Origin of the sequence: Dysosmobacter welbionis, from assembly GCF_005121165.3 — a bacterium.
GTDB lineage: Bacteria > Bacillota > Clostridia > Oscillospirales > Oscillospiraceae > Oscillibacter > Oscillibacter welbionis.
The window spans coordinates 2399047-2419509 of record NZ_CP034413.3 but is presented as its reverse complement, the minus strand read 5'-3'; the positions used below and the strand labels follow the sequence as shown (position 1 = coordinate 2419509).

Annotated in this window: 18 protein-coding genes and 1 pseudogene; 15 read left to right on the top strand and 4 right to left on the bottom strand. The window is 46.6% G+C overall.

Features of this window, described 5'->3' with window-relative positions; genetic code table 11:
• Positions 1 to 661 precede the first annotated feature (661 nt).
• From ltrA to EIO64_RS12705, 6 genes and pseudogenes are all read left to right on the top strand, one after another.
• Positions 662 to 2512 (top strand): group II intron reverse transcriptase/maturase, encoded by a 1851-nt coding sequence (gene ltrA / locus EIO64_RS12730; protein WP_136891451.1) that lies wholly within the window; start codon positions 662 to 664, stop codon positions 2510 to 2512.
• Positions 2513 to 2660: 148 nt separating this feature from the next.
• A pseudogene (locus EIO64_RS12725) lies at positions 2661 to 3665 on the top strand (SNF2-related protein); the annotation flags it as partial.
• A 1-nt stretch (position 3666) separates the two neighbouring features.
• Entirely contained in the window at positions 3667 to 4485 is an 819-nt protein-coding gene (locus EIO64_RS12720) for a DUF3848 domain-containing protein (RefSeq protein ID WP_118083544.1), read from the top strand.
• Positions 4482 to 4826 carry a plasmid mobilization protein gene (locus EIO64_RS12715; protein ID WP_429835893.1) on the top strand — a complete coding sequence of 115 codons (345 nt, stop codon included), beginning with the start codon at positions 4482 to 4484 and terminating at the stop codon, positions 4824 to 4826. Before EIO64_RS12720 ends, EIO64_RS12715 begins: the two co-directional genes overlap by 4 nt.
• Positions 4827 to 4977: 151 nt before the next feature.
• Positions 4978 to 5280: a hypothetical protein gene (locus EIO64_RS12710; protein ID WP_118083543.1), complete on the top strand. Its 303-nt coding sequence runs from the start codon at positions 4978 to 4980 to the stop codon at positions 5278 to 5280.
• Complete coding sequence (locus EIO64_RS12705; RefSeq protein WP_024739077.1) at positions 5277 to 5576, top strand: CD1845 family protein; 300 nt, start codon at positions 5277 to 5279, stop codon at positions 5574 to 5576. The genes EIO64_RS12710 and EIO64_RS12705 overlap by 4 nt, the downstream gene beginning before the upstream one ends.
• Before the next feature lie 73 nt (positions 5577 to 5649).
• Here the strand turns inward: EIO64_RS12705 and EIO64_RS12700 are convergent, their stop codons facing one another.
• Both EIO64_RS12700 and EIO64_RS12695 read right to left on the bottom strand, forming a co-directional pair.
• Positions 5650 to 7068, bottom strand: a complete 1419-nt coding sequence (locus EIO64_RS12700) for an ATP-binding protein (RefSeq protein WP_118083542.1) — start codon at positions 7066 to 7068, stop codon at positions 5650 to 5652.
• Between the two features lie 259 nt (positions 7069 to 7327).
• The gene (locus EIO64_RS12695; protein WP_021632196.1) at positions 7328 to 8608 is read right to left on the bottom strand and encodes an IS110 family RNA-guided transposase; all 1281 of its coding nucleotides are present in this window, start codon (positions 8606 to 8608) and stop codon (positions 7328 to 7330) included.
• A 288-nt stretch (positions 8609 to 8896) separates the two neighbouring features.
• On the opposite strand from EIO64_RS12695, the gene EIO64_RS12690 reads away from it, so the two are divergent.
• On the top strand, positions 8897 to 10309 hold the full coding sequence (locus EIO64_RS12690; RefSeq protein ID WP_136891450.1) for a relaxase/mobilization nuclease domain-containing protein: 1413 nt from the start codon (positions 8897 to 8899) through the stop codon (positions 10307 to 10309).
• Positions 10310 to 10531: 222 nt separating this feature from the next.
• Here EIO64_RS12690 and EIO64_RS12685 read toward each other — a convergent pair whose 3' ends face one another.
• Complete coding sequence (locus EIO64_RS12685) at positions 10532 to 10888, bottom strand: helix-turn-helix domain-containing protein (protein WP_118083539.1); 357 nt, start codon at positions 10886 to 10888, stop codon at positions 10532 to 10534.
• Positions 10889 to 11598: 710 nt separating this feature from the next.
• Between EIO64_RS12685 and EIO64_RS12680 the strand changes: the two genes are divergently transcribed.
• The 7 genes from EIO64_RS12680 to EIO64_RS12650 all read left to right on the top strand — a co-directional run bounded on the left by EIO64_RS12680 (position 11599) and on the right by EIO64_RS12650 (position 19439).
• Positions 11599 to 12177, top strand: a complete 579-nt coding sequence (locus EIO64_RS12680) for an MptD family putative ECF transporter S component (RefSeq protein WP_008728410.1) — start codon at positions 11599 to 11601, stop codon at positions 12175 to 12177.
• The gene (locus EIO64_RS12675) at positions 12177 to 12914 is read left to right on the top strand and encodes an energy-coupling factor transporter transmembrane component T (RefSeq protein ID WP_118083538.1); all 738 of its coding nucleotides are present in this window, start codon (positions 12177 to 12179) and stop codon (positions 12912 to 12914) included. The genes EIO64_RS12680 and EIO64_RS12675 overlap by 1 nt, the downstream gene beginning before the upstream one ends.
• Before the next feature lie 4 nt (positions 12915 to 12918).
• On the top strand, positions 12919 to 14454 hold the full coding sequence (locus EIO64_RS12670; RefSeq protein ID WP_118083537.1) for an ABC transporter ATP-binding protein: 1536 nt from the start codon (positions 12919 to 12921) through the stop codon (positions 14452 to 14454).
• Between the two features lie 94 nt (positions 14455 to 14548).
• On the top strand, positions 14549 to 15406 hold the full coding sequence (locus tag EIO64_RS12665; RefSeq protein ID WP_181446410.1) for an AraC family transcriptional regulator: 858 nt from the start codon (positions 14549 to 14551) through the stop codon (positions 15404 to 15406).
• A 121-nt stretch (positions 15407 to 15527) separates the two neighbouring features.
• Positions 15528 to 17309, top strand: a complete 1782-nt coding sequence (locus EIO64_RS12660; RefSeq protein WP_044907619.1) for an ABC transporter ATP-binding protein — start codon at positions 15528 to 15530, stop codon at positions 17307 to 17309.
• A complete protein-coding gene (locus tag EIO64_RS12655; RefSeq protein WP_136891447.1) occupies positions 17302 to 19053 on the top strand; it encodes an ABC transporter ATP-binding protein in 1752 nt (583 codons plus the stop codon). The genes EIO64_RS12660 and EIO64_RS12655 overlap by 8 nt, the downstream gene beginning before the upstream one ends.
• 17 nt (positions 19054 to 19070) lie before the next feature.
• Positions 19071 to 19439 carry a metal-dependent transcriptional regulator gene (locus tag EIO64_RS12650; RefSeq protein WP_015518831.1) on the top strand — a complete coding sequence of 123 codons (369 nt, stop codon included), beginning with the start codon at positions 19071 to 19073 and terminating at the stop codon, positions 19437 to 19439.
• A 106-nt stretch (positions 19440 to 19545) separates the two neighbouring features.
• Here EIO64_RS12650 and EIO64_RS12645 read toward each other — a convergent pair whose 3' ends face one another.
• Positions 19546 to 19707, bottom strand: a complete 162-nt coding sequence (locus tag EIO64_RS12645; protein ID WP_015529866.1) for a hypothetical protein — start codon at positions 19705 to 19707, stop codon at positions 19546 to 19548.
• Between the two features lie 218 nt (positions 19708 to 19925).
• Between EIO64_RS12645 and EIO64_RS12635 the strand changes: the two genes are divergently transcribed.
• The gene (locus EIO64_RS12635; RefSeq protein ID WP_118083533.1) at positions 19926 to 20339 is read left to right on the top strand and encodes a sigma-70 family RNA polymerase sigma factor; all 414 of its coding nucleotides are present in this window, start codon (positions 19926 to 19928) and stop codon (positions 20337 to 20339) included.
• The last annotated feature ends 124 nt before the right edge of the window (positions 20340 to 20463 follow it).

Here is a 20463-nt window from a genome sequence, read left to right as displayed (position 1 = left end):
ATATTCTGTGGATTGAAAGGAGCCGCAGGACTATGCTTTATAGAACTGATAATTCGATAGGTAGAATGACGGGGTAACGCCCTGAAATGCCTACTCTGATACTCCGACAGGCGGCAGAAATGCGGTCTGAAGCTCGGTGAAGTCGGCAGAGAGTCACCGTAATTGCGGCTGTGATACAACGCAAACGAAAGGTCTCCAGAGGTGGAGGCTGTGACCTATATGCCGGGGGTCTACAAAATATATATGGTGAGAATGGTAGAAATACCTGACGAACTTACGAATGTACGGGTCTAAACCGAGGAGCGTATAGAAATGTGCGCCGGTCTGAAAAACGGCAGCCAGCGAGGTTTAGTAGAAATGGCAGTTACGAAACACCTTACAGTGTTACAGGCACTGTTGGACTGGCAGGCTCAGAGCAAGCACCTAAGTATATATGTATAGATAGAATTATCGGAACGTGGGAAGCAGCATAACGCATGATTGCGGTGGTGACGAAGAAAATAAGCACCTTTAATTGCTGTGAAAGTGGTGGCACGAGCAAAGATGCTCCTGTAATGGGAGCGGAGCAACAGCCACCAGTCATTACAAAAAATAGTTATAGGTAAGAACATTCATAGCTTCGAGTATGACAAAGAAAAACAGCCCAGAGGGGGTGTTGCCTATGACAAAGCAAAAGAAACTAAGGCACTCAGAATACTACGATTTGCAGCCAGTATTTGACCGACTGTATGCGGAAAGCCAGCAAGGTAAAATCTTTACAAAGCTGATGGACATAATCAGCAGCGAAGAAAATATCCGGCTGGCATACCGAAATATAAAGCGGAATGGTGGCAGCTATACAGCCGGTACAGACAAGCAAACTATCAGGGATATTGAAAAACTTCCTGTAGAGCAGTATGTCCGTATCGTGCAGAGAAAGCTAATGTACTATAAGCCAAAGCCTGTCAAGCGGGTAGAAATCCCAAAGCCCAATGGCAAAATGCGTCCTCTTGGAATCCCGACAATCGTGGGTAGGTTGGTTCAGCAATGTATTTTGCAGGTAATGGAACCAATTTGCGAAGCTAAATTTTATGAGCGGAGCAATGGCTTTCGCCCAAACCGGTCAGCCGAGAATGCGATTGCACAGTGCTACAAGATGATAAATCTGCAAAAGTTATATTTTGTGGTCGATGTAGACATCAAGGGTTTCTTTGATAATGTCAACCACACAAAATTGATACAGCAGATTTGGCATATGGGTATACGGGATAAAAAGCTATTGTGCATCATCCGAGAGATGTTAAAAGCACCGATTATTATGCCAGACGGAACGGTTGAGCATCCAGTAAAAGGAACGCCACAAGGAGGCATTCTCTCACCGCTCCTATCGAATATCGTACTGAATGAACTTGATTGGTGGATTGCCTCCCAATGGGAGAATATGCCCACCAAATATGAGTATAGCTGTGAAGTACGGCCAAATGGCACAATCAATAAAACGGCGATTTATGGTGCTTTCAAAAATACCACTAAACTCAAGGAAGTGCATATTGTCCGCTATGCAGACGATTTCAAGTTATTTTGTCGGAAACGCAGTGATGCAGAAAAAGTATTCATTGCTGTAAAACTGTGGCTGCAAGACCGGCTCAAACTGGAAATCAGTGAAGAAAAGTCGAAAATCGTTAATCTGAAACGGCACTACTCCAAATTTCTTGGATTTGAAATGAAAGCAGTCAAGAAGCGGAAACGGTATGTGGTTAAATCGCATATGACTGAAAAAGCCATTTCAAAAGAAACAGCCGCTCTTATTGAGCAGGTCAAGCAGATTGCCCATGTTCAAGACCGAGATGACGAAGCCAGAGAAATTACTCTGTACAATTCGATGGTATTCGGAATTCACAACTACTACCGCTATGCAACCATGATTGCAACGGATTGTGAACAGATACACCGGGCAGTGTCTACAGTGATGAAGAACAGACTTTATGGCAGGCTTACGAAAAAGGGGCAAATCAATGAGGTCTATATCCGCAAGAATTACGGTGATAGCAAACAAATTCGCTTTATCAGCAGTAAAACCGTAGCACCTGTCGGATATATTCAGACCAAAACCCCATTGTTCAAGAAGAAAAAGGTTTGTAAATACACACCGGAGGGTAGAGCGGAAATTCACAAGAACCTTGGCATCAACACTTCGATTATGCTTGCGCTGATGCGCATAAAAGAGCCACGACGAAGTGTTGAGTACATGGACAACAGGATTTCCCTTTATGCCGCACAATACGGGCGTTGCGCTGTGACTGGAAAAGAGCTTTGGCTTGATGAAATACATTGTCACCACAAACAGCCATTGTGCAGGGGCGGCACAGACAAGTATATGAATCTGGTAATTGTCCACCGGGATATTCACCGACTGATTCATGCTACAGACCCAAATACCATTGTCGTGTACTTGAACCTTTTCCAACTTGATAAAAAGGCATTAGCAAAACTGAACGCCCTGCGAGTTCTGACAGGACAGCCTGAGATTTAATACAGTTTCTTAGCTTTGAAATTCTTACTATTCTAATGATTCTTTTGTAATGATGGAACGCCGTGTGCGGGGAAACTCGCATGCACGGTGTGAAGCGGGGGAAAAGGTGGAAAGCGGTGCTGGCGCACCGCTCAGACCTTACCTATCGCTATCGTGGAGACCGGGAGACCTTGCCCAGCGCAAGGGCCGTATCGAGCGCCAGGGCAACCAGAATCCTCTTGTCCATGTGTACCGCTATGTGACCGAAGGAACCTTTGACGCATACCTCTGGCAGACGGTGGAGAATAAGCAGAAATTCATTTCCCAGATCATGACTTCTAAATCGCCGGTGCGCTCCTGCGATGATGTGGATGAAACGGCGCTTTCCTTTGCCGAGATCAAGGCTTTGTGTGCTGGAGACCCCCGTATCAAGGAGCGTATGGATTTGGATGTGGAGGTATCCCGCCTGAAACTGATGAAAGCCGACCACCAGAGCAAGCAATATCGTCTGGAGGACCAGCTGCTCAAATACTTCCCGGAGGAGATTGAAAAGCACAAAGGTTTTATCAAGGGCTTTGAATCCGATCTGGAGGTTTTGGCAGCTCACCCGCACCCGGAGGACGGTTTTGCTGGTATGGAGATTCGTGGAGACCTGCTGACCGATAAGGAGAACGCCGGTGCAGCCCTTTTGGATGCCTGCAAGGAGGTCAAAACCTCCGATCCGGTGCAGATCGGCAACTACCGGGGTTATGCCATGTCCGTGGAATTTTCCGCTTGGAAACAGGAGTATACGCTCCTGCTGAAAGGACAGATGACCCACCGGGCAACCCTTGGTACAGACCCTCGCGGAAATCTTACCCGTATCGACAATGCCCTCGCCCAGATGCCCCAGCGTCTGGAGGCGGCAAAGGCCCAGCTGGATAACCTCTATCAGCAGCAGGCTGCCGCAAAGGAGGAAGTCGGAAAGCCATTCCTTTATGAAGAAGAACTGAGAAGCAAAAACGCCCGTCTGGTGGAGCTGGATACCCTGCTCAACATCGACGGAAAGGGGCAGGCACACACCGAGTCTGTTGTTGCCAAAAGCACACGGCCTTCGGTGCTGGATAACCTAAAACGCCCGGTGCAACCCCGCAGTACAGACAAGAAACCAAAGCAGCATGAGGAGGTGCGATAACATGAATACTAACGATCTGAATACAGCTCTTTATGAAAAGATGGCTGCCGAACAGGACAAGTTCCGGGACTGGCTGAAAAGCCAGCCCCCGGAAGAAGTCTTAAACCATGCCTATGAGTACACCATCCGGGAGGACATCGTGATGGCAATGGAGGAGCTGGAGCTGACCGACGCACAGGCCCAGGCGCTTTTGGAATCTCCCTCGCCGCTGGCGGATGTGTACCGTTATTTTGAAAAGCTGGAGACCGGCTATATGGATGTGATCCGGGACAGCATTGAGAACCGTGCCGACGATGTGTGCAGAGCTAAAGAGGAACTGCGAACAACACCGGTCTATCCGCATTCTGCTGCCTATGCGAGAGAACATGGGGAGCTGGAGCAGTACCGAGCTTCCAACAATGTAAATCTCCAATGCAAGGAGTCCATTGAAGCGGCGGTGCGGGAACACTTCGACGGAATGTATCTCAGCCACGATGCGGCAAAGGGTGTGATCGAGACCTATGGCATGGAGCGTGTATCTATGGTTCTGTCTAACACGGTCCAGCTTCAGGACTGGGATGGGCGCTACTCCCGACGCAACAAAGAATGGGCCAAGACCATTCCTAATGATAATCCCGAAACCGTCCGTTGTGGTTATGCCTTAAACAGCCACCCTGCTGTGCTGGATGGTTTTATTGATCTGGTGCGTGAAGAACAGCAGCGCAGCCGTACCCAGAGAGAAAAACTGGAACCGTCCCGTCCCTCAGTACGGGATAAGCTCAAACAAGAGCTGCCCGCCCATAAGTCTGCCGCCCCGAAAAAACGGGAGCTGGAGCGATAACCATGGCAAAGCGCAAGCGGGATGTGCCGGTTTTGTTTTGGGTGTCAGCAGAGGAACTGGAGTTGATCCATCAAAAGATGCAGCAATACGGAACAGAAAATCTGAGTGCCTATCTGCGGAAAATGGCACTGGATGGGTATGTGGTCAAACTGGATCTGCCGGAGCTGAAGGAGTTGGTTTCCCTGATGCGCCGAAGCAGCAACAACTTAAATCAGCTGACCCGCAAAGTGCATGAGACCGGGCGGGTTTATGATGCTGACTTGGAGGATATATCCCAGCGGCAGGAACAGCTATGGGAGGGTGTGAGTCAAATCCTTACTCAGCTTTCTAAACTTTCATAACAGGGATAGATACTCCATTTGCGGAGGGAGGAACGGCGTTTCTTCGCCGCACCTTCCTCCGCTTTTTCTTTTTGGCGGTATCCTTGTTTTTTGACTGTCCGTACCGGATAATATGAGTAGAATAAAAAGTGAAGCAAAGGAGTGAAAACAGATGCTGACCTTTGAAAAAGTGTTGGAGATTTTTGCGGATTACCTGACCGCAGACGAGACCATCGAAGTTTATATCAGCCGCCATGGATGTGTAAGGGTTGAATTTGACCAGGATTTTCACTATTGCTCTGGCGAGGTGTGCCATACTCCCAAGGAACTGTTCAATCTCTTAGCTGATGATTACCGGACTTATGTGGAGATTGAACTGACCAAAGGCAGACGGGAGTTGACGGAAGATGATGAGAGAGAAGCGGATGTCCTGTGCAAACGGTATCTGGAGCGTTGGAGGGGAGAACTGGAATGAAGATTTTGAAATGCCTGCTGATGATTGTAACTGCACCGGTCATTTTGGTGTTGACGCTTTTTGTCTGGCTCTGCATGGGGCTGATCTACATATCCGGTCTGGTGCTTGGTCTGCTCAGCACGGTAATTGCTCTGCTTGGCGTGGCTGTGCTTATTACCTATTCCCCGCAGAATGGTGTGATTTTGCTGGTTATAGCTTTTTTGATTAGCCCGATGGGGCTGCCGCTGGCTGCGATCTGGCTGCTGGGCAAGGTACAGAGTTTGAAATTTGCAATCCAGGATTGGGTGTATGGGTAAATGATGTGAATATAATTTAGAATGAAAAGTAGCAGGACAATGGGAGATGAGACCCAATGCCCTGCTTCTCTGTTTATTCGGAACGAACTGTAATATATTTTTGTTTTCGACTGTTTGGCTTATCTGGAATAGTCATTTTAAGCTGGCCACTTGCCAGTAGAGGATTCAAATATTTTCTTGTAAAATAAGTGAGATTTCGATAACCAATAAACGAGCAAATTTCTTGTTTGCTTTTTTCTGTTATACAAAAATCCAAGACTGCGTGTAGGATGTCCTGTGATTTATCTTGATCACTAACTTGGTCACAATCTTGGTCACTGACTAAGTCTTTCTGACTAAGATGGTAATTCACATTTTTCAAAATAACTCTGAAATCTGTTGCTGTTGAGGAAAATTCAGGCTTATATGCCGCTGTGTATCCAGGCAGCTTTTCAGTTTCACTGACGATTTTGCGTAGGCCACTTCCACGGCGTTCCATGTACTTCATGCGGTGGAACAGGTCAGCAATCACAGGGTTTCGTCGCATGGAACGGATACTGTAAATATCGTATTCCTGAATTGAGCCGCCGCCAAACATACCGCCCGGAGATGTGATTTCCACCCGATCATCAAACATATCAATATGGATTTCGCTGCCAAGCACAATATAATCACGATGGATAAGCGCATTAACAAGAGTCTCTGTCACAGCTCGTTCAGCATAATCCGGCTTGTCTACACGATACTGTGCCTTTTTGACAAAACGGACTTTGGAATTATTGCGAATAAATTCACTGCCGCTGTTCAGTAAATAAATCAAATTTCCCTCGTATTCTTTATCGTCCAGCGCATCATCAAAGATAGAGCCTTTTTCCAAGCCATTCCACCGGGTACAGAACATACGGGAGTTATAAACCGTGTGCTGATCGGTCATGAGTTTTCCGGCATTGGTCAGGAGTCCATTTTTATCAGTCAAACCGAAGGAAACATAATCGGATGGCTCAAAGCGGAGACCGGTCCGTTCCAGATAGGTTGCTTCCAGAAGTGTAAAGCTGTAATCCTTTTTTACCGCGTCTGTTGTTAGGGTATCAAAGGACTGATTGGTTCCCTTTAAGATCAGTTCATTCACAATGTAATCAGGGGCAATTACGCTTTCATTTCCAACACGGATATATGCTTCCATCACGCCGTCTGCCTTGTAATAATATGGGGTGCTGCGGCCGGGAGAAACCTCCAGAGCTAATAGATTTTTACCATCTTCCTGTAATGGTTTTAAGATGAACTGAGGTAATGGTGTGATTCGTTCTTTGATTAAGCGGCTGATCGCTTCAGCATCCTTTTGAACATCTGACAAGCCGATAGGCTCCCGGTCATCAGAGACTCCGAAAAACAGAGTGCCGCCGATCCCATTGGAAAAGGCACTGACACTTTTTAACCAGCTTTTTGGCTTTTTTGTTTCGAGAGCAACTTTGAAATCACATTCGGTTGCTTCAGCAATGAGCTGTTCTATCATAAAATCCCTCCTTTGAGGTATTGGTAGTTTCTTTATATTATACCCATAAGGAGAGTTTATTTCAACGATAGGCACAAAGAGTTCAGAGAAAATATTTTGAAAGTCCAATGGTATGAAGTCAAGTAGGTGATGCAAGAAAATTTTAAGCGAAACAGAGTAAAAAGCACTGTGTAGACAGCAAAAAGGCAACACCAACCAAAGCCCTGTCCCTGAGAAATTTTGAAACAGGGCCTATGAGTCAGAGTGGCAAGCTGCGCTCTCAGCCCTCCGGCGGGATATACAGGCGGTTGTCCTTTAGCAGCCGAAAGACCAACCGGACCAGTTTTCTGGCAGTTAAAGCGAGTGCGCGTTTATGCTGGTACTTGTTGACCTCTTTGAATTTGAGGTCATAGTAACGCCGGAACTCGGAGTCGCATCTTCTCACGGAGTTGGCGGCTTCCAGCAGGTAGTAGCGGAGATAGCGGTTGCCGGATTTAATCATTCTGGAGTGTTCGGCCTCGAAGTCGCCAGACTGGCTCCTGTTCCAGACAAGGCCGGCGTATTTGGCAACCGAGGCTTGGGAATCAAAACGGTGGATATCACCAATCTCAGCAATGATACCGGCGGAGTAGACCTTGCCAATACCGGGGATGGAGGTCAAAGTGTTCGGAATGATTTCAAACTGCTGTTCAATGGCCTTATCTAATACTTTGACCTGCCCTTTCAAGGCGCGCATGGAGGCAATAGAAACAGCCATTGCTTGGTTTACAGTGTCGTTTACTGTTTTGGGCAGCCGATAGGAGCCTTTGGCTGCAGCCCGAACTGCCTTGGCGGTAGCATCCGGGTCAGCAAATTTGCCACGGCCTGTTTCAGTAATAAAGGCAGTCAGTTCCTCCAGGTCGGCATTCGCCAAGTCATCCACGGTTTCAAAGTGTTCCATGAGTGCGATGGTGGTGGCGCTGGTGTTCTGAATGTCTTTGTCCTGGGCCATGCCGGAGCATTTGAGGAATAAGTAGTTGGCGAACCGCTGCTTCTCCCGGGTCAAGTTTTGGATGACATCAAATCTGGCTCTGGTAAGGGTTTGCAGGGCTTTGTAGCGGTAATCGTCCATGTAGACCTCCCTGTTGATTCTGCCGAAACGGAGATGGTCGGCAATCACAAAGGCGTCCACCCAGTCGTTCTTTGGCAGGTCAGAATAGGCTTCCTTGAATTTCCGCACCTGCTTTGGATTTAGAACATGGATTTTCCTCTGAAACCGCCCCAAGCGGCCATCCTCACGAAGAGCATAGACTAGGCTGTCCCCGTAGATGGAGGTGGCCTCCAGGCCAATCACCACACGCTCAAGCTGCATGGAGCCAAGTGCCGATACGATTCTCTCTGATAACAGTTTAGCACCGCCAAGGTTATTCTGCACGGAGAAGCTGGAGTGTTTGCTGCCGTCCGGTTTCATCAGGTAGGCCACATTGTTCTTGCTGCTCACATCAATGCCAACGAATAGTGGATTCACAATTTTCACCTCCCCGCATGGAGATTTCAGGCCAGCAGGCTTTGAGATACCCATGATAACCGGAGCATCTGGCACCCTCGCTTATCAGAATCATTCCTGGGCAGACCAATGCGATAGCCCTCACTGCTGAAAGGGCGGTCTTGTCCCAGGCAAACAGCCAATGAGTTTGCAGCTAACTTCCGGTTCAGGGGAACAGACTTTCAGTGAAGTAGCCTTACGGCTCAACCGGAGGACTCAGAACTTGACCCTGCTGTCCTACAGCTATTGTATCACGGGCACCTCAAAGCCTGCTGATACCTGAAACTATTAACTTTGAAACTTATTATACGAGGAGGGCTTTTTATGGCAACTACAAGAATCATGCCGCTTCATGTCGGCAAAGGCCGCACAGAGAGTCGGGCGATCAGTGACATCATCGACTATGTAGCAAATCCACAGAAAACAGATAACGGCAAACTTATTACCAGTTATGCGTGCGACAGCCGGACTGCGGATGCAGAATTCCTTCTGGCAAAGCGGCAGTACATTGCCGCTACCGGACGGGTGCGCGGCGCAGATGATGTGATAGCCTATCATGTGCGCCAGTCCTTCCGCCCTGGTGAGATTACCCCGGAAGAAGCAAACCGGCTGGGCGTAGAATTTGCAAAGCGTTTTACTAAAGGCAAACATGCCTTTGTGGTCTGCACTCACATAGACAAGTCGCACATTCATAATCACATTATCTGGTCATCGGTCAGCTTAGAATATGACCGGAAATTCCGAAACTTTTGGGGCAGCACCAAGGCGGTTCGCCGGTTAAGTGATACAATCTGCATTGAAAACGGACTGTCCATTGTAGAGAATCCGAAACCTCACGGAAAAAGCTATAACAAGTGGCTGGGAGATCAGGCAAAGCCCTCTCATCGAGAGCTGCTGCGTGTGGCGATTGACAACGCATTATCACAAAGTCCTGCTAATTTTGAGGAGCTGCTGAAGCTGCTGCAAGAGTCCGGCTGTGAGGTATCAAAGCGTGGAAAATCGTATCGTCTGAAGCTCCCCGGTTGGGAGAAAGCAGCCCGTATGGACAGCCTGGGCGAAGGATATGGATTGGAAGATTTACAGGCAGTTCTTTCTGGGAAGAAAACGCATACCCCACGAAAGAAAACGGTCACACAGGCAGTGCCGCCGAAGGTCAATCTGCTGGTGGACATTCAGGCAAAATTGCAGGCTGGAAAAGGCGCTGGCTATGCTCGATGGGCTAAGGTGTTCAACCTCAAACAGATGGCGCAGACCATGAATTACCTGTCAGAGCATAACCTGCTGGAGTATGCGGTTTTGGAAGAAAAGGCTGCGGCTGCCACGGCACATCACAATGAACTTTCGGCGCAGATCAAAGCGGCTGAAAAGCGCATGGCAGAGATCGCTGTTCTGCGTACTCACATCGTAAATTATGCCAAAACCCGTGAGGTCTATGTGGCATACCGCAAGGCGGGTTACTCTAAGAAATTCAGGGAAGAACATGAGGAAGAAATTCTGCTCCACCAAGCTGCTAAGAATGCCTTTGATGAGATGGGCGTCAAGAAGCTGCCAAAGGTCAAAGAGTTGCAGACAGAGTATGCGAAATTGCTGGAAGAAAAGAAAAAGACCTATGCCGAGTACCGGCGTTCCCGTGAAGAAATGCGGGAGCTTTTAACGGCAAAGGCCAATGTGGATCGGGTCCTGAAAATGGAGGTAGAACAGGATGTTGAAAAAGAAAAAGACCACGGCCAGCGGTAAGCTGGTCCTGGTCAAAAGCGTTCGCAGAACGCGCAGCCACAGAATGAAATTCTGTGTTCAAAGGGGCTTGGGGGTGCTGCCCTCAACAAGCAAGCGGAGAGGAAAATCACAAAGGGATTTTCTTCTCTGCAGGTCGGTGTGTATTAACACCGGCATTGCTTGCCTCTTTTCTCTGGAAATAAAAAGAACCAGTGAGAAAATCGTTAAACTTCACTCACTGGCTCAATTCATTTCAAATTTCTCGGACAACTCTGTTAGCTCTTTCATCGTTTCCTGGGTGTGATGCAACAGGGTGTCACGCATTTCTGGCGGACAGCTGGAATAAAGCATTTTCATCTGATTGACACCCTCATCCTCCAGAGAAATATCTGGATTTATAAGCGTATCTAAAGAGATGTGCAGGACTTTTGCCAATGCTCTCAAAATCAAATAGGACGGGTTCATTTTCCCTTTTTCGATATTGGCAATTTGCTTTACAGAAACATGGCTTAGATCGGAAAGTTCCTGTTGTGTCAGTTCTTTATTCTTTCTGGCTTCCCGCATTTTTTGCCCTAAAGCAGTTAAATCATCAATCGGCATAATCGTTCACCTCAAATATATTTTATCGTTCCGATTTGCACAAAGGAATAACCTTATTGTGCTTGAGAACAGGACTGATTATGCCGATTCCTTTTTGATAACATGGTTGCTCCATGATTATGGCGTTTCCGGCTACTAATTGAACTATGAGGATGAATTGCAGATTTCAGCTTTTAGTTCGTTGCCAAACGAGAATGATATAGAATGCGGTAGGGAGGCTATCAGTTTTATCCGCTCATCTATGAGCCGTTTTTTATTCTCTGTGACATAAAAATTCATCTGGATATTCCGTTTTCGGTTCGCCATGCGCTGCCTCCATTCTTCATAAGAGTTTGAGATTATCCCAACAAACATTTTTCATTTTCGGGCAAGGGACCTGAAAATCCGAAAAATCGCAAGCGGGTACTCGCTTGCTGTGCTTGCTATCGAAACCCTACCTTCTATTTCTCCCTCTACTAATACTACAATTTGAAGCGGTGATTTTGGCTGTTTCCATTTCAAATTATGCAAGAACCGCCTCTGTTCAATGTTGAATAGTTCTATGCTCACGCACACACGCAGGCAATCACTCCCCGTAAAGATAGCAAAAGCAAAGTAATTGTCTATTTGGAGCGAAAATGCCTTTTTGGAGAAGAAACATACTGACATATCTGCTATACTGAAATGCGGTTAGTTCGTGCTAACACAAAAGCAAACAGGAGGACCAAATAATGAATAAACTACAAGGAAAAGACCTTATCAATGTTGGAATCTTCACTGCGATCTATTTTGTGGTGATGATGGCGATTGCCATGCTGGGATTTATCCCTATTTTTCTTCCGCTTCTGATCGTGCTGGTTCCGCTGATTGGCGGAATCGTAATGATGCTGTATTATTCTAAAGTCCAGAAGTTTGGAATGGTATCGCTGACAGGACTGATCTGCGGTATTTTAATGTTGCTGACCGGCATGGGGTATTGGAGCATTATTACCGGTGCCGTGTTCGGTGTCCTGGCTGATCTTGTTTTGAAATCCGGCGATTATAAGAGTGCAAAAAAAGGAATCATATCGCATGGTGTTTTTTCTATGTGGATCATCGGAAACTACATCCCCATTGTTGCAACACGGGACAGCTACTATCAGCAGCTAATCAGCGGTTATGGACAAGAGTATGCAGATTCCATTATGAGCTATATCTCGGCATATACGCTCCCCCTTCTTTTGATTGCCGGGTTCGTTTGCGGCGTGATCGGCGGTGTGATCGGCCAGAAAATTTTCAAAAAGCACTTTAAGCGTGCGGGTATTGCATAATGCGCCGTGAATTGTTAGCAAGCAAAAAAAAGGAAACCGGCCTGTCGTTAGACCCTCGGACAAAGTTGGCATTGCTTGTCACGATTGCCCTCTTTGTCTTGAGCGGCGGAGGTGGGGCTGTTTCTAAACAGTTTGCTCCTATTTTGGCTGCTGTTCCATTGATCCTGCTGCTCACGGAAAAATCGTGGAAGGGATCGGTTATCTATTTTGTTTTATATGGCGGCAGCTATATATTGCAACTATGGGCGCTCCCCCACCTGTCCGGCCTTCCTAACTTTCTTGTTGTTGCAATCTGCGGTTTCTTTATGCGGTTTGTGCCGGGGATTATGATGGGATACATCACGGTCAGGACAACGACGGTCAGCGAGTTTGTTGCCTCCATGAAGAAGCTGCATTTACCGGAGCAGATCATCATTCCTATGTCCGTGATATTCCGATTTTTCCCTACTGTTGTAGAAGAATATAATGCCATAGGGGACGCTATGAAAATGAGAGGAATCCGTTTTGGCGGGGGCAAAGCCAGTGCAATGCTGGAATACAGGCTTGTCCCTGTTATCATGTGTTCCGTCAAGATCGGGGAAGAATTAAATGCAGCAGCCCTGACAAGAGGATTGGGCGGTCCGGTCAAGAGGACAAACATCTGCGAAATCGGCTTTCATGTGCAGGATGTTTTTTTCCTGCTGCTATGTGTGGTGGCTTTTGCAATTCCTATTGTCACGATGATTACAGGGAGGTAGGCCTATGATCGAATGTAAAAAAGTTTCTTTTTCCTACCCTCCAAATGAAACTGACATTGGGGACAGGAAAGGACACGGAACATTAAGAAATATTGACCTGTCTATTAACGACGGGGATTTTGTACTGCTCTGCGGAACATCGGGCTGCGGTAAAACCACACTGACACGGCTGTTTAACGGACTGATTCCTCATTATTACGATGGAAAGCTGGAAGGCACTGTCATGCTTGATGGAGAAGATATGAGCGGGCTTTCCCTGTTTGATATATCAAAAAAAGTGGGTTCTGTTTTTCAGAATCCACGTTCTCAATTTTTTAATGTGGATACGACCAGCGAAATTGCCTTTGGATGTGAAAACCATGGATTGGAAGAAGCAGAAATCCGAAAGCGGGTAAAGCTGGTCTCAGAGCAGTTGAACCTTACAAATCTGCTGGACAGAAGTGTTTTCTCCCTTTCCGGTGGGGAAAAGCAAAAAATCGCCTGTGGATCTGCCGCCGCTGTGGAACCGGATGTATTTGTTTTGGACGAGCCATCTTCCAACCTTGACGCCTATTCCATCGCTGATTTTCGGAAACTGTTAAAAATATTGAAGTCACAGGGCAAAACAATTATTATTGCGGAGCACCGGCTCTACTATCTTTATGATCTGGCAGACAGGATCATATATTTAAGCGACGGGGAAATACAAGGGGATTATACTTTGCCGGAATTTCAGTTGATTCCGGCGGCGGAAAAAGCTAAAATGGGATTACGGCCTCTTGGCCTGGGTGAGTTTGCAGACATTGAGCCTGCCAGTCTACATTCAGGGCAGGGGAAATGGAAACTGAACCACTTCCATTTCGCATACAAGAAACAGCCGGAAACGCTTTCTCTGGAAAATATAGAGCTTCCTGCCGGAAATGTAACGGCGGTCATCGGGCACAATGGAGCCGGAAAAACGACACTATCCCGTTGCTTATGCGGATTGGAAAAAAGATGTAAAGGTATCCTCCAAAAAGATGGTACTTCCTATTCAAGCAAACAGCGACTGAAGCTATGCTATATGGTCATGCAGGATGTAAACCATCAGCTTTTTACAGAGAGCGTTTTAGAGGAAGTCCTGTTAAGTATGCCGGGAAAAGATTCGGATGAATCGCCTGAAAATGTGGCAAAGGCAGAGGCTATCTTGACAGAAATGGATTTGCTTCCGTACAAAGCCTGCCATCCCATGGGGCTTTCGGGAGGGCAAAAACAACGTGTGGCGATTGCTTCTGCGATTGCCTCTGAACGTCCGGTTATACTATTTGACGAACCTACCAGCGGCCTTGATCTTTTTCACATGAGGCAGGTAGCCGATTCAGTCAAAGAACTTGCCGATTCAGGAAAAACCATTGTGATTGTGACCCATGATCCTGAATTTATACTCAGGTGCTGCAATTATGTGATCCATCTGGAAAACGGCAGATTGGAGGAAAGCTATTTCCTCCAGAATACGGAAGGACGGGAACGGTTATTTAATTTCTTTATGATGGAAGGAGGCGGCGGAAATCAAACTGTTTGATGGTAAAATAAACTGCGGCTCAAATGTTAAAAATGTCATTGAAACTGAGGATTGCGTTGTCCTGCAGCTTTTTGACGAGAGCGGCGAGGGAACCATGACAGCCCACAAAATTTTTGATGGCGCTTTTGTGATGTATAGCGATATGCACCTGAAAGAATGTACCTCCTACTTTCAGAGTAGTACGGACAGTTCGCTTCTCTATATAGACCATTGCAGGGAGGGACGGATCGAAAGCGAGATTGGCAATAATGCGTATAGCTATTTGCAAGAGCATGAGATGCGTGTGGATGACCGGCGTTCCCATTCGGGACGGTTCTGCTTTCCACTCTGCCACTATCATGGGATGACCCTGGGATTTGATCTGGACATTGCTGTGCCGGCGCTGAAAGACTTTTTTGGCGGATTTTCTGTTGATTTGTACGAGCTTCAAAAAAAGTATTGCAATGACAAGAAACCGTTTGTGATTCATAATGAGCCAGGAATTGAACATATTTTTTCAGAGCTTTACTTTGTCCCGCAGCAGATCAAAGGTGACTACTATAAAGTAAAAGCCATGGAGCTGCTTTTATATCTGGACGCTTTGCAGTTTTCTGATTCCAAAGAAGATCGCCCTTATTTCTATAAAGGGCAGGTAGAAAAAATCAAAGCGATCCATGATCTTATTACGGCAAATTTGCAGGAGCATTACACGATGGATGAATTAGCTGAACGATTCCAGATTTCATTGACGGGGATGAAAACCTGCTTTAAGGAAATATTCGGAGATTCCATGTATTCCTATCTTCGCCGTTATCGGATGAACGTTGCTGCCACAATGCTCCGGCAGGATTCCCAAAAAGGGATTGCGGAAATTGCCGGAGCTGTGGGATATGAAAGCCCCAGTAAATTTGCAACAGCTTTCCGGCAGGTGATAGGGCAGACGCCGATGGAATACCGAAAATCTTTTTTCTAAACGGTGCATAAATGCCGTTTTGGAGAGGAAAGAAGAATTGAATACTGCTACAATGAGGATGGTTAGCAAAGACTACCCATCCTTTTTTCTTTGCTGACTAAAAAGAAGGAAGGTGATTGTAATGAAGCAGCAAAAAGATAATTGGGTGAAAATTCTGTTTTCCTTCGCTGCACCATGCAAGGGGAAAATGGCTCTTTCGGTATTCTGCGCCATTCTGAGCGTTGCAGGAGGGTTTATTCCTTTTTGGGCTGTATATGAAATCCTGCTGGCATTTATCAATCAGAATGTGACCCTGAATGGCATTCTGATTTGGTGTCTGGTTGGAGCAGCGGGCTACCTGCTGCGGGTTGCCTGCCATGGAATCTCTACGATCCTGGCGCATATTTCAGCCTATACCATTTTGGAAGGAATCCGGCTTAAAATTGCAGACCGGCTGATGAAAGCTCCCCTTGGCGAAGTGATGGGGCGGCGGATCGGCTATCTGAAAAATATCATCATGGATAAGGTTGAGGACTTAGAGCCGCCTTTGGCACACATGATCCCGGAATTGACCTCTAACCTCCTACTCCCTGTTGCAATTTTTATCTGGATGCTGGTTATCGACTGGCGCATGGGATTGGCGGTTCTGATTGCTCCGGTGCTGGCCATGATTCCTATGTTTTTCCTTATGAGGAACTATAACAGCCAGTACGCCGCTTATATGGAGGCAAATAACCACGTCAACAGTATTATTATCGAGTATGTGGAAGGTATCGAGGTTGTAAAGGCCTTTAACCAAAGCACAAGCTCCTATGAAAAATTTGTTAATGCTGTCCAGTCGTTCAAAGAGTTTACCTTGGCATGGTTTAAGAGTACATGGAAATCGATGAACCTTATGATGGCGATTATGCCCACAACGCTCCTGGGGGTTCTTCCTGTCGGCCTTTTGCTGGTGCAGAATGGAAGTATCTCCCCTGCGGAGCTTGCAATGGGGATTATCCTTTCCCTCAGCATTGTTGGACCGTTGATGAAAGCAACCACTTTCATTAACGAAGCAAAGTCTATGGAATATGCAGTAGAGGCGGCAAATGAACTTTTGAACCTGCCTGTACTGCCGGATTCAGGGAAAATCGTATCTATTCCTCACAATGATATTGCGTTGAAGCATGTAACCTTTTCCTATGACGGTTCCGAGCAAAATGAAGTGTTGCATGATGTGAACCTGGAATTGCCAGAGGGAAGTTTTACGGCACTTGTAGGACCGTCTGGCGGCGGTAAATCAACGATTGCCCGTCTGATTGCAAGGTTTTGGGACGTGACAGGCGGCAACATTACCATTGGGGGGAAGAATATCAAAGAGTTGTCTATACGCCAGCTTTCCGAACTGGTCAGTTTTGTGACGCAGGATAACTTCCTGTTTAATTGCTCCCTGAAAGAAAACATCCGTCTTGGAAATCCAAACGCCACAGATGAAGAAGTATATGCGGCGGCGAAAGCGGCCTGCTGTGATGAATTTATTGTGCGTTTGGACAAAGGATATGATACCCCTGCCGGTGATGCCGGAAAGAGGCTGTCCGGCGGCGAAAAACAGCGAATTGCGATTGCGAGGGCGATCCTCAAAAATGCCCCGATTGTTATTTTGGATGAAGCGACAGCATTTACTGACCCGCAGAACGAAGATAAAATTCAGAAATCTATCATGGCGTTATCAAAGGGTAAAACTCTTCTTGTGATCGCCCACCGCCTTTCCACCATTCAGAACGCAGATCAGATTGTCGTGTTGAAAAAAGGCCGGATTGTGGATTGCGGAAAGCAGAAAGAATTGTTGAAGCGGTGTCCGCTTTATGCGGATATGTGGAAAGCCCACATCGGGGCGAAGAATTGGTCTGTGAGTGAAAAGAAGGAGGTGGCCGCTCATGTTTAAGTCTATGAAACGGATCATTAAATGGGCGGAGAAATATAAGGGACGCCTCTATCTTGGCTCTGTTTTTTCCTTTTTCAGCAGCCTGTCTACGGCGATCCCTACAATGGCTGCCGCTTATGCCCTTGATAAAGCAATCGCAGCTTATTGGGCAGGCAACACAATAGAATCCTCCCTGATCTGGCAGACGCTTTGGATTATTGTTGGCTCGATTGCGCTTAACTTTCTACTCTCTTATTTGCGGGCGGTGTTGCAGGAAAGCATTGGTTATGAAGTAGCCGCAGGGCAGCGAATCCATTTAGGCGATGTGCTGAAAAGGGTTCCTCTGGGATATTTTTCTAAAAACAGCGTGGGCGATATTCTGACAGGTGTTACCACGGAGCTATCCACACTTGAATTGCAGGGAATGAAGATGGTTGACATCATCATCAACGGACATGCAAAGTTTATTGCAATTCTCCTGTGTTTCCTTTTCCTGAGTCCAGCCGCAGCAGTGATTTCTGTTGTCGGCGTTGCCTTTTCCTCATTGGCCTTACATGGTATCAGCAGGCATAGTGAAAAGACCGCTGCTATCACGCACCAGGCCATGGAGGATATGTCTGGCTCTGCGATTGAATATATCCGCGGGCTGTCCATCGTTAAATCGTTCGGACAGGAAGGGGCTTCTATCGAAAGTTTCCGCAAGGCAAATACGGATTTGAAAAATATTCATATCAAAGTAGAAAAAGGCTATACGCCATTTAACTGCTTGCATCTGTTCTCCTTAAAACTGGCATCTATGGGGATTGTGTTTATCTGTGCATGGCAGACACTTAACGGGCAAATGAGTCTTGCTTATTTCCTGATGTTTGTTCTGTTTTCTTTCGTAATCTTTGGAAGTGTGGAAAACATTAACGACGCGGCTCACATGCTGGGTCTTATAGATTCCGCTATGAATAAGCTGGAAGCTCTGGAAAATGCAGAATATATCGACCAAGACGGAAAAGATATTACACCGACCTCGTATGACATTACTTTTCAGGATGTATCCTTTGGTTACGATAAACGGACTGTATTGCACGATGTGAATTTCACGATTCCGCAGAATACCACAACAGCGATTGTAGGTCCCTCCGGGAGCGGCAAGTCTACCCTGTGCAGCCTGATTGCACGCTTTTATGATGTTGACGCCGGAAAAATCACTTTAGGAGAAACAGATATTCGAGAATTTACCTGTGACAGCTTACTAAAAAATATCAGTATGGTGTTCCAGAATGTATATCTGTTCCGGGATACAATCCGTAACAATATCAAATTCGGCAGCCCGGACGCTTCGGAGGAACAGATGATTGCCGCTGCAAAAGAAGCGCGCTGCCATGACTTTATTATGGCCTTGCCAGATGGATATGATACCGTCATTGGGGAGGGCGGTTCTTCTCTTTCCGGCGGTGAAAAGCAGCGGATTTCGATTGCCAGAGCCATGCTGAAAGATGCGCCGATTGTTATTTTGGATGAGGCCACGGCCAGCATTGACCCAGAGAATGAGCATTTGATTCAAGAGGCTATTTCCGCACTGACACATGGTAAAACAATCATAACGATTGCCCATAGACTGGCGACGATTGAAAATGCGGATCAAATTCTTGTCATTGATGGTGGAACCGTCGTGCAGAAAGGAACCCATAAGGAATTGCTGGCTCAAAGGGGAACCTATCAGGAATTTATTAAGATTCGGGAACAGGCTGAGGGGTGGAGGATTCAACAATAAGCATAAAGGAGGAACTGATGAAGATTCATGCGTCTGGGGAGGATTATCTGGAGGCTATCCTTGTTCTACAAAAGAAAATGGGCATGGTCCGCTCCATTGACCTTGCCCGGCACATGGGCTTTAGCAAACCGAGTATCAGCCATGCGGTAGGCGTTTTGAAAAATGGAGGTTTTCTGACCGTGGATGATGATGGGTTCCTTCATCTGACCGTCATAGGTCGGGAGATTGCCGAGAAAATCTATGAACGCCATTTGTTTTTTATGGAGCAGTTTATCGCTGCTGGCGTCGATCAGGAAACAGCGGAACAAGACGCCTGCCGGATTGAACACGCCATCAGTGATACATCTTTCCGAAAGCTGAAGGAGAAAGTACAAGGAACCGATTAGCGCACATCGGCTCCGCTCTGCATAATAAGTTATCTGCCCCGTCCGGGGAAAGAAAAAAACCGTTGACTGGGGCAGATAATTTCGTGCGCTATTTTAAGGTTTGAACTCAATCGGCGGTTTTGAAGGACAATTTCAGAGCCGCCGTTTCTTTGCGTTTACACAAACTAATGACGACTTGCAGGGACACGGTAGCCGCTTGGAGGTTAATTTGCCGTGTCTCTTTTGCTTTTTCAAAGCTCCCATGATCTACATCAATTAAAAAAAGCATTGCCCCTCCTCCGGGCAAGTATAGCATTGCATCGGCATTATCGTTCCATGTGATTCAGCATAATAATGACTGTTCTTGGTGCGCCAGTTTCCCATTGCGGAAATCTGGCGTTTTTTGTTGCCTTTTTTTCGGAGATGATCCGGTTGTCTGCCGGTGTCGGTCCCCGCCTCCATTCGATTCACCCGTCAATCACCCGTGAATCGAAATGGAGGTACATAATGAAGAAAATTAACCTTCGGGAACTTTATCCTGATGTTTATCCAACAGACTTTTTTGTAGATGTGACAGAGGAAGTAATGGAGACTATTCGAGCAGCTGAACGTGCGGAAGCTGCTTATGACCGGAGGATGTATCGCTATAAGGCGTACTACTCCCTGGACTGCGACAACGGCATTGAAAATGCGATTCTGATGAAGCCCCAGACACCGGAGATGCTTCTGGAGGAAAAACAGTTTCAGGAGCAGGTCTATGCCGCTGTGATGAAGCTGCCGGAGAAACAGGCAAAGCGAATTTATGCCCGATACTATCTGGGAATGACGGTAAATGAAATTGCCGAAGTAGAAGGTGTAGACCCAAGCCGTGTTCGAGACAGTATCCGCCGTGGCTTAAAGCAGCTCGGAAAATATTTTTGATAAAGTTTCATTTGATGCGCCTGTTTTTTGCCTTTTTTGTCAGTGTTAATAAGAAGGACAAGTTTTCCTCCTTCATCTGCACATTGACAATCGAATAGACAGCACAACAGGTACATAAACCCAT